The organism is Streptomyces sp. NPDC005393 (assembly GCF_040606675.1).
GTDB lineage: Bacteria > Actinomycetota > Actinomycetes > Streptomycetales > Streptomycetaceae > Streptomyces.
The window spans coordinates 76,558-86,150 of record NZ_JBEXFG010000033.1; the positions used below are offsets into that span (position 1 = coordinate 76,558).

Below are 9,593 nucleotides of genomic sequence, written 5' to 3' on the forward strand. Positions count from 1 at the left end.
ACAGCGCACCCTTGGTCGAAGGGAGAATCCCGGCCGCCCGCGGATCGCGCTCGCTCGCGTACCGCAGGGCCCGCGCCAGCGCCTTGAACTGGCACTCGACGATGTGGTGGGCGTTGCGCCCGTACGGGACGTGGACATGCAGGGCGATCTGCGCCTGGGCCACGAAGGACTCCAGGATGTGCCGCGTCATCGTGGTGTCGTAGGTGCCGATCATCGGCGCCATGTTCTCCGGCTCGCTGTGCACGAGATACGGGCGGCCGGAGAGGTCGACGGTCACCTGGGCCAGCGACTCGTCCAGCGGCACCGTGCAGTTGCCGAAGCGGTAGATGCCCACCTTGTCGCCGAGCGCCTGCTTGAAGGCGGCGCCGAGCGCGAGGGCGGTGTCCTCGATGGTGTGGTGGGTGTCGATGTGCAGGTCGCCCTCGGTCTTGACCGTGAGGTCGAAGAGGCCGTGGCGGCCGAGCTGGTCGAGCATGTGGTCGTAGAAGCCGACACCCGTTGACACATCGACCTGTCCGGTGCCGTCGAGGTCGATCTCGACGACGACCGAGGTCTCCTTGGTGCTGCGCTCCACGCGTCCCACGCGGGTCATGCGCTCGTCTCCTTCATCAGCTCGCGTACCGCGTCGAGGAACGCGTCGTTCTCGGTCGGGGTGCCCGCGGTGACCCTCAGCCACCCCGGTACGCCGTTGTCACGGACCAGGACGCCCCGGTCCAGCAGGGACTGCCACGCCGCGTGGGCGTCCTCGAAGCGTCCGAACTGCACGAAGTTGGCGTCCGAGTCGGTCACCTCGCAGCCGATGCTGCGCAGCTCGCGCACCAGCCGGTCGCGCTCGGCCTTGAGCGCCTCGACGTACCCCAGCAGCGTATCGGTGTGCTCCAGGGCGGCCAGCGCGGTGGCCTGGGTGACGGCGGACAGGTGGTACGGCAACCGGACGAGCTGGACGGCGTCCACCACGGCCGGATGCGCGGCGAGATAGCCGAGCCGCAGCCCGGCCGCGCCGAACGCCTTGGACATCGTCCGGGAGAGGACCAGCCGCGGCCGCCCCTCGATCAGCGGGAGCAGCGACGGGCGGTGGCTGAACTCCCCGTACGCCTCGTCCACGACGACGAGCGCCCCGGCGCTGTCCGCCCTGGCCGCCTGCGCCGCCTCGTGCAGGGCGAGCACCGTCCCGGCCTCGACGGCCGTCCCCGTCGGATTGTTCGGGGAGGTGATGAAGACGACGTCGGGGCGGTGCTCGGTGATGGCCTTACAGGCCGCGTCCACATCGATGGTGAAATCCGGATTCCGCGGACCGGAAATCCAGCCGGTGCCGGTGGAGCGCGAGATCAGCGCGTGCATCGAGTAGGAGGGCTCGAAGCCGATCGCGGTGCGCCCCGGCCCGCCGAAGGTCTGGAGCAGCTGCTGCAGCACCTCGTTCGACCCGTTGGCCGCCCACACCTGGGCCGGCCCCACCTCGAGCCCGGCCGTACGGGTCAGATACCGCGCCAGCTCGGTACGGAGCTCCACCGCGTCCCGGTCCGGGTAGCGGTTGAGATGGCGGGCCGCCTCGGCGACCCGCTCCGTGATCCGCGCCACCAGCGGCTCGGGCAGCGGATACGGGCTCTCGTTGGTGTTCAGCCGTACGGGGACATCGAGCTGCGGGGCGCCGTACGGGGACTTGCCACGGAGCTCGTCCCGGATCGGGAGATCGTCAATGCCGGTCACTTGCTCGGTGGCACCTTCCAGTCGAACCTTGCCTTCACCGCGGCGCCGTGGGCGGGCAGATCCTCCGCCTCGGCGAGCGTCACCACATGGCCCGCGACCTCGGCCAGCGCCTCGCGGCTGTAGTCCACCACGTGGATGCCGCGCAGGAAGGACTGCACGGACAGCCCCGAGGAGTGGCAGGCACAGCCGCCCGTGGGCAGCACATGGTTGGAGCCCGCGGCATAGTCGCCGAGCGAGACCGGTGCGTACGCCCCGACGAAGATCGCCCCGGCGTTCCGCACCCGGGCCGCGACCGCCGCCGCGTCTTCCGTCTGGATCTCCAGATGCTCGGCCGCGTACGCGTCCACGACGGCCAGGCCCTGCTCAAGGCCGTCGACCAGCACGATGCCGGACTGCCGCCCGCTCAGAGCCGGGGCGATCCGGTCCTCGACGTGCTTGGTCGCGCCGATCTGGACCTCCAGCTCCTTCTCGACCGCGGTGGCCAGCTCCTCGGAGTCGGTGACCAGCACGGACGCGGCCAGCGGGTCGTGCTCGGCCTGGCTGATCAGGTCCGCGGCGACATGCACCGGATCGGCGGTCGCGTCGGCGAGGATCGCGATCTCGGTCGGGCCGGCCTCGGCGTCGATGCCGATACGCCCCTTGAGCAGCCGCTTGGCCGCGGCGACCCAGATATTGCCCGGCCCGGTCACCATCGCGGCCGGACGGCAGTCCTCCGTGCCGTACGCGAACATCGCCACGGCCTGGGCGCCGCCCGCCGCGTACACCTCATCGACGCCCAGCAGCGCACAGGCCGCCAGGATCGTGGGGTGCGGCAGCCCGCCGAAGTCACTCTGCGGCGGCGAGGCGACGGCCATCGAGCCGACCCCGGCCTCCTGCGCGGGCACCACATTCATCACCACGGAGGACGGATAGACGGACCGCCCGCCCGGTACGTAGAGCCCCACCCGCTCGACCGGCACCCAGCGCTCGGTGACCGTGCCGCCCGGCACGACCTGCGTGGTGTGGTCGGCGCGCCGCTGCTCGCGGTGGACCAGCCGGGCCCGCCGGACGGACTCCTCCAGTGCGGCCCGCACGGCCGGGTCCAGCTCCGCCAGGGCACGCTTCAGCGCCTCCGCCGGTACCCGGACCTGCTCTATCGTGACGCCGTCGAACCGATGCGCGTAGTCGATCAGCGCCGCGGTGCCACGATGGCGCACGTCGTCGCAGATGGGCCGCACCTTCTCCAGGGCGGCCTCGACGTCGAGCTCGGCACGGGGCAGCAGGTCACGGTCGATCCCGCCCTCGGGGAAGGCGGCACCGCGCAGATCGATTCGGGAGATCACGCGATCAATTGTCTCAGACCCGCACCGGCGCCCCTCCCCCCGTATCAGTCAGTGATACGCACACTCTAAGTTGACCCTGACCGTTGGCGTTCAACCGGTTACTCAGCGGGAATGTGGTCCGTACGGGGATACGGAGAACAGGAGGGCACACGGCTGTGACCGAGCCGCACGATGGCGACCCACCCCCCGGGCTCGACCTGACCACCGCGGAGTGGGGCATGTGGCAGGCGTTCCGCAACGGCAGCACCCACGATCTGCGGACCTCCCACCCCCAGCGGAACGACCCCTCCGGCCCCTACGCCTGGGGCCCCGAGCGCAGTGTCCGCGCGCGCGTCGTCGCCCTCCTGCTGCTGGACGGTCCGCCCGCCCAGCCGGGCCGGGTCGCCGCGCTCAAGCTCAACGGGGTGCACATCACCGGCACGCTCGACCTGGCCGGCGGGGTGATCAATCCATACGTCGAGCTGAAGAACTGCCGCTTCGAGAGGGAGGTCCTGCTCCCCGAATCGCATTTCACCACCCTGCGCCTGGTGGGCTGCGCCCTGCCCCGGCTGGAGGCGGCCCGGCTGCGCACCGAGGGCGATCTGCATCTGCCGCGCTGCGTGGTCGAGCACGGCATCCGGCTCACTGACGCCCACATCGGTACGGATTTACTCCTCAACCAGCTGATCGTGCGCCGGGACCGCCGGGGCCTGTCGATCAGCGCCGACGGGCTGACCGTCGCCCAGGACTTCCAGGCCGACATGATCGAGTCGTACGGCGAGCTGAGCCTGCGCGGCGCGCAGGTCGGCGTGTCGCTCAGTCTGCGCGGCAGCCGGCTGCGCAATCCGTACGGGCGGCGGGCGCTCAACGCACCGCAGTTGACCGTCGAGCGCAGCCTGTACCTCACCAGCGGCGGGGTCAGCACCTACTCCAGCGGTTCCACCCCGCCCTACGGCACCGCCAGCACGCCCACCCGCGGCACGCGCATCCAGCGCTTCGAATGCGAGGGCGGGATCCGGCTGGACGACGGGCGGATCGGCGACGCCATCGACTTCGACCAGGCCCGCTTCATCATGGAGAGCGACCAGGAGCTGTCGCTGCGCCGCGTCCAGACCCCCGAACTGCGCTTCATCGGGGAGCGGCCGCAGCGTGGACGGGTCATCCTGTCCGGCGCCCGGGTCGTCAACCTTGTCGACAAATCGGTGAGCTGGCCGGGGCCCGGCGGGCTGACCATGGCCGGGTTCTCCTACGAATGCCTGATCCCGCGCGGCCACTTCCCGCTGGCCCGGCGGCTGGAGTGGGTGGCCGCCGCGACCCCGGAGTACGCGCCCGAGCCGTACGAGATGCTGGCGAACTCGCTGCGCGCCAGCGGCGAGGACGCCGACGCGCGCGAAGTGCTGCTCGCCAAGCAGCGCCGCCGCCGTGAAACCCTGCCGCCCGCCGGGAAGATGTGGGGCTACCTCCAGGACTGGACCGTGGCCTACGGCTACCGCCCCGGGCGGGCGGCGGTGTGGATGGCGGTGCTGTGGGCGGTCGGTTCCGTCTTCTTCGCCCACAACAGACCGGAGGCCATCAAGCCGGCTGAATCCCCGAACTGGAACGCCACGCTCTACACCCTCGACCTGCTGATCCCGGTCGTCGATCTGGGCCAGGACGGCTACTGGAAACCCGCCGGCGCGGTCCAATGGGCGACCATCGTCATGATCCTGCTGGGCTGGGTGTTGGCGACCACGGTCGCCGCCGGCGCCTCCCGGCTGCTGCGCCGCCAGTGAAGTGGGACGCGCGGGGCCATTAGGCTTACGCCCCGTGACCTCCGCGCGCCTTCCGCTCTTCCCGCTGAACACGGTGGTGTTCCCGGGGCTCGTCATGCCCCTGAACGTCTTCGAGCAGCGGTACCGCTCCCTGATGCGCGATCTGTCGGCGCTCCCCGAGGACGCGCCGCGCCGGTTCGGGGTGATCGCGATCCGGGACGGCCATGAGGCCGCCCCCAGCGCGCTCGGCCTCCCGGACGCCGTCACCCTGCCCGACCGCGGCCCCGCCGCCGGGTTCGGGCCGGATCCCGCCAAGTCCTTCTACCCCGTCGGCTGTGTCGTGGACGCGGCCACCATCCGGGAACAGGAGGACGGCACCTTCGAGGTGCTCGCCACCGGCACCACCCGCTTCCAACTGCTCTCCGTCGATTCCTCCGGCCCATACCTCACCGCCGAGGTCAAAGAGCTGGAGGAAGAACAGGGCGACGGCGCCGGGGCGCTGGCCTCCGGGGTCGTACGGGCCTTCCGGACCTACCAGAAGCGGCTCGCGGGCGCCCGCGAACGCACCCTCGCCGCCGAGCAGGACCTGCCGGGCGAGCCGTCCGTGCTCTCCTACCTCGTCGCGGCCGCCGCCGTGCTCGACACGCCCGCCAAGCAGCGGCTGCTCCAGGCACCGGACACAGCCAGCCGGCTGGCCGAGGAGCTGAAAATGCTGCGCGCCGAGAGCGCGGTCATCGGTAAGCTCCCGTCGCTCCCCGCCGTCGATCTGACCCGCCGCCCCACCAGCCCCAACTGACGCACCGGATATGGCCAAGAAGCCCAGGAAGAACGCCGCCGGCACCCCCGCCACCACGGCTCTGACCGCCGCGGGGACGCCCTTCACCCTGCACTCCTACGACCACGACCCCGCCGCCCCCTCCTACGGCGAGGAGGCCGCGGCGGCGCTCGGCATCGAGCCGGGCCGGGTCTTCAAGACCCTCATCGCCAGCGTCGACGACCGCCTCACCGTCGCGATCGTCCCCGTCTCCGCGACCCTCGACCTCAAGGCCCTCGCGGCGGCGGTCGGCGGCAAGCGCGCCACGATGGCGGACCCGGCGGCGGCCGAGCGCACCACGGGTTACGTCCGCGGCGGCATCTCCCCCCTCGGCCAGCGCAAGCGCCTCCCCACGGCCCTGGACGCCTCCGCGACCGCGCACGCCACGATCCATGTCTCGGCGGGCCGCCGCGGCCTGGAGGTCGAGCTCTCCCCCACGGACCTGGCAACCCTCACGGAAGCGGTCCTGGCCCCCATCGCCCGCCTGAACGCGTAGCGGTACGCCCGACATACGGTCCGGGGCTCCGCCCCGGATCCCGGTTTCGGGGGCTCCACCCCCACACCCCGCTCGAACGGGAAACCGGGCCAGCGCCCGGGAGGGGATGGGGAGCACCCACCCCCACGCCACCGGGACCGGGGGCCGGGCCACCGGGACCGGAAGCCGCCGACGCTCGGCACCCGGGAAACGACCTACCGCGCCGCCGGAAACGGCTCCGGCTCCGGGTCCCTCGGGCCGAACAGGCCCGTCAGGACCAGGTGCAGCACCATCGCCGCCACCGACCACGACAGCAGCGCGCCCTTCGCGCCCAGCTTCAGGGGGCCGTCGAAGGTGACGCCCTTGCCGGCGTCCTTCGCATGGGCCACCACGTTCGAGGTCGGGCCCAGCCATACGCCGAGCCGCCACGCGATGATCGAGGCGAGCACCCCGCCGATCGCCAGCCCGATGACCAGGGCGATGCCGCCGTGCCGGAAGAGGAGGAACACCACAAGCGCCGATACGGCCCCGAAGGCCAGCGCGAGCAGCGTGAAGACGCCGTCCGCGCCGATCGCGTCCTCCCCCTCGGAGTTCTTCAGATAGACGGCGGAGCCGCCGTCCCAGACCAGGGGAACCTTCGGCGCCAGCCACAGCCACAGCAGACCGAGCAGCACCCCGGACACCGCCACGGCGATCGCCACCAGCGACGCCTGGACCAGCTCGGCCCGCAACTCAGGCCCGGGCTCGGAGTGCTCGGCGTGCTCGGCGTGCTCCGGGTCGGAGGGATACGGCGCGGAGGAGTCCTGATACGGCGGCTCGGGCCGGCCATCGGCGGACTCGTCGTGCGGCGAAGGCTGATCATGTGGCGTCAACGGTGCGGTCACCCCGTCATCGTGCCAGGCGGATGGCGTACATCGGTCAGCGGGAGGTCCGCTGCGGCGCGTCACCGCACGGCCGCCCGCCGGTATGCCCAGGTCGCGGCGGCAAGCGACACCACGGCCACCCCCGCGCACACCCCGAGGTCGGCGCAGACCACCAACCAGTCGGGCTGCCCGTCGAAGGACCGCGCCAAGGCTTCCACACCGTACGTCGACGGCAGCAGATCACGCGCGTACGACACTACCTCCGGCATGCGCCCGGCCGGCAGCACCCCCAGCAGCAGCGCGGCGGACATCCCCAACTGCCCGCAGAGCGTGGCGAGTTCCTGGCGCGGGGCGAGCAGTCCGAGCGCGGCGCCGAGACCGGCGAGGGCGGCTCCGGACAGGGGGATCACGGCGGCGAGGATCCACAGATGCCCCATCGGCAGCTGGAAGAGGGTGCTGCCCACGATCGCGGTGACGGCCGTTCCGGGCGCGGTGAAGGAGGCGTACGCGGCGGCCGCGCCGAGCACGACGGCGGCGGGCGGCACGGGCAGGGTCGCGTAGTGGTCGAGCCCGCCGCTCGCCCGCAGCTGGCCGAAGTACTGCGCGAGGAGGTTGAGCGCCACGAAGGCGACGACGAGCACGCTGGACCCGGCGACCACGGACCGCGCCTCGCTTCCGCCGTCCACGACCCCGCGCATCAGGATCATGATCCCGACGGACTGGAAGGTCGCCACGAACAGCAGCGGTATCCGGGCCACCCGGGCCCGCGACAGCTGGGCCCGGTAGACCGCGGCGAGCGCGGGGAAGAGGCGCGCGGGGGCCGCCAGCGGGGCGGGCACGTCATCGGCCTCACCGGCCGGCACACCGGAGGCATCCGGTGCCCCGGACACACCGGACACACCGGACACGGCGGGCACGACACTCACGTTGCGCTGCTCCTCTTCGCCTACCTGCACTTACGGCTTGTTACGGACCCGGTCACCGCCGCGTTCACGCCTTCACCAGACCCTCCCTGCCCTCCGCGCGGCCGCCCAGGGCCACGTACACATCTTCCAGGCTGGGTGTCGCGAGGGTGAAATCGTCCAGCGCGGCGAAGGCGGGGCCTCCGGTCACGGTGGCGATGGCGGCGCGCGCGTCGTCCGCGGCGAGCCGCAGGGTCCAGCGGCGCCCGGAGGCGGCAGCGGCCTCCCGCAGAGCGGCGACCCCGGGGAGGTGCAGGGGCGGCTCGGCGCGCCAGACCAGCTCGACCCGCACCTCGTCGGCGACGAGCGCCTTGAGCCCGGCGGGCGTGTCGCAGGCGATGACCCGGCCGCGCTCCAGCACGGCGACCCGGTCGAGGACGGTCTCTGCCTCGATCACGTTGTGGGTGACGAGCAGCACCGTCACGCCCCGTTCGGCCCGCCGACGGTCGACGGCGGCCCACACGGCCCGCCGGGCGATGGGGTCCATCCCGGTGGTCGGCTCGTCCAGTACGAGCAGCGGCCGCTCCCCGACCAGCGCGGCGGCGACGCAGGCCAGCCGCCGCTGGCCGCCGGAGAGCTTCTTGAGCGGGCGCCCGGCGAACTCGCCCAGGCCCAGCTCCTCGATCACCGCGTCCCGCGCGGCACGGGCGGCGCGGAGATCGAGCCCGCGCAGCCGGGCGGTGGTCTCGGCCGCGAGGGAGACGGTCAGCTCGTCGAGCGCGGTCGAGTCCTGGCCGAGGTAGCCGAGGAGGCGGGCGGCGCGCTCGGGGTGGCGTACGAGATCGTGGCCGAGCACCCGCACACTGCCCTCGTCGGGCCGCAGCAGCCCGGTGAGCTGCCGTACGAGGGTGGACTTGCCGGCGCCATTGGGCCCGAGCAGTCCGAAGACCTCACCGCGGGCCACATCGAGGTCGATGCCGTCGCTGGCCCGGACGGCGGGCGTGGCGGGCGTGCCTCGGCGGCCGCGCGCCGCGGGATAGGTCTTGACCAGGCCGCGCACGGTGCACACCACATCGCCGCTCGTCGCCTGTTTCGCGCCCGTCCTCACGAGCTATGAGGGTACGCGCCCAAACACCCGGACTCGCCCTCGGGGCCTACTCGCCCGCCGCCGCGTGCTCGGCCGCCGTACGGAGATCGATCTCGCGCCAGAAGCCCGCCCGGATCGCATAGCGGTCGTGCTCGTCGATCTGGTCGTCCTTGTGGGCGAGCAGACCGAAGCGCGCGGCGTACCGCAGCAGTTCGCCGTCGATGCGGTGCGGGATGCGCGGATACTCGGTCGAGAGCTGCTGCAGATGGCCCGGCTCGGAGAGCCGCTCGATCCAGCGGCGGGCGAAGACCTGGCCGACCTCGAAGGGATCGCCGCTGACGGCGGTGATGTCCTCCTCGCGGTCGGCCCAGCGCTGCTCGGCGCTGGTGAGCTGGGCCAGCATGGGGAGATTGGCCGTCTCCGGCGGCTCGCCCACCCCGGCGGCCGGGCCGCGGTCGACCCAGCCCTTGTCGGAGGACCAGCGCAGGGTGGCGCTGGGGACCGGCTGCTGCCCCGTGTGTCCGCCGTGCCCGCCGGGGCCGCGGCCGAGTCCGGCGAGGTCCTTCGGGGTGGGCACGCCCTTCCCTCCGCCCGCGGCCGCGCTGAACCGGCGCGACGTGTTCGCCTCGCCGTCGAACCGGTGGGCGGACCCGCGGGCGCGGCTGCTGGACGGCAAGCAGTGGGAGGCCGTCT

General features: G+C 72.6%; 9 protein-coding genes and 1 pseudogene. 3 read left to right on the top strand and 7 right to left on the bottom strand.

What is annotated here, in order from left to right:
• The 3 genes from hisB to hisD form a co-directional block, all read right to left on the bottom strand.
• The coding region (gene hisB, locus ABZS71_RS24740; RefSeq protein ID WP_355856713.1) for an imidazoleglycerol-phosphate dehydratase HisB at positions 1-592 on the bottom strand (592 nt) is incomplete at its 3' end.
• Positions 589-1,707, bottom strand: coding sequence for a histidinol-phosphate transaminase (locus ABZS71_RS24745; RefSeq protein ID WP_356213673.1), 1,119 nt, complete (start codon positions 1,705-1,707; stop codon positions 589-591). The genes hisB and ABZS71_RS24745, both read right to left, overlap by 4 nt.
• A complete protein-coding gene (gene hisD / locus ABZS71_RS24750) occupies positions 1,704-3,029 on the bottom strand; it encodes a histidinol dehydrogenase (RefSeq protein ID WP_355856707.1) in 1,326 nt (441 codons plus the stop codon). The genes ABZS71_RS24745 and hisD overlap by 4 nt, the downstream gene beginning before the upstream one ends.
• Before the next feature lie 155 nt (positions 3,030-3,184).
• Between hisD and ABZS71_RS24755 the strand changes: the two genes are divergently transcribed.
• From ABZS71_RS24755 to ybaK, 3 genes are read left to right on the top strand one after another with little or no spacing between them, the layout of a single operon-like run.
• Positions 3,185-4,780 carry an oxidoreductase gene (locus ABZS71_RS24755; RefSeq protein ID WP_355856704.1) on the top strand — a complete coding sequence of 532 codons (1,596 nt, stop codon included), beginning with the start codon at positions 3,185-3,187 and terminating at the stop codon, positions 4,778-4,780.
• 34 nt (positions 4,781-4,814) lie between these two features.
• The gene (locus tag ABZS71_RS24760; RefSeq protein ID WP_356213675.1) at positions 4,815-5,555 is read left to right on the top strand and encodes an LON peptidase substrate-binding domain-containing protein; all 741 of its coding nucleotides are present in this window, start codon (positions 4,815-4,817) and stop codon (positions 5,553-5,555) included.
• Between the two features lie 10 nt (positions 5,556-5,565).
• On the top strand, positions 5,566-6,069 hold the full coding sequence (gene ybaK, locus ABZS71_RS24765) for a Cys-tRNA(Pro) deacylase (RefSeq protein ID WP_356213677.1): 504 nt from the start codon (positions 5,566-5,568) through the stop codon (positions 6,067-6,069).
• Positions 6,070-6,263: 194 nt separating this feature from the next.
• Here the strand turns inward: ybaK and ABZS71_RS24770 are convergent, their stop codons facing one another.
• The 4 genes and pseudogenes from ABZS71_RS24770 to ABZS71_RS24785 form a co-directional block, all read right to left on the bottom strand.
• The gene (locus ABZS71_RS24770; RefSeq protein ID WP_356213679.1) at positions 6,264-6,932 is read right to left on the bottom strand and encodes an ABC transporter permease; all 669 of its coding nucleotides are present in this window, start codon (positions 6,930-6,932) and stop codon (positions 6,264-6,266) included.
• A 59-nt stretch (positions 6,933-6,991) separates the two neighbouring features.
• Positions 6,992-7,774 (bottom strand): ABC transporter permease, encoded by a 783-nt coding sequence (locus ABZS71_RS24775; protein WP_355856799.1) that lies wholly within the window; start codon positions 7,772-7,774, stop codon positions 6,992-6,994.
• Positions 7,775-7,901: 127 nt separating this feature from the next.
• The gene (locus ABZS71_RS24780) at positions 7,902-8,921 is read right to left on the bottom strand and encodes an ABC transporter ATP-binding protein (protein WP_356213681.1); all 1,020 of its coding nucleotides are present in this window, start codon (positions 8,919-8,921) and stop codon (positions 7,902-7,904) included.
• A gap of 46 nt (positions 8,922-8,967) precedes the next feature.
• A pseudogene (locus ABZS71_RS24785) lies at positions 8,968-9,489 on the bottom strand (NYN domain-containing protein); the annotation flags it as partial.
• Between the last annotated feature and the right edge of the window lie 104 nt (positions 9,490-9,593).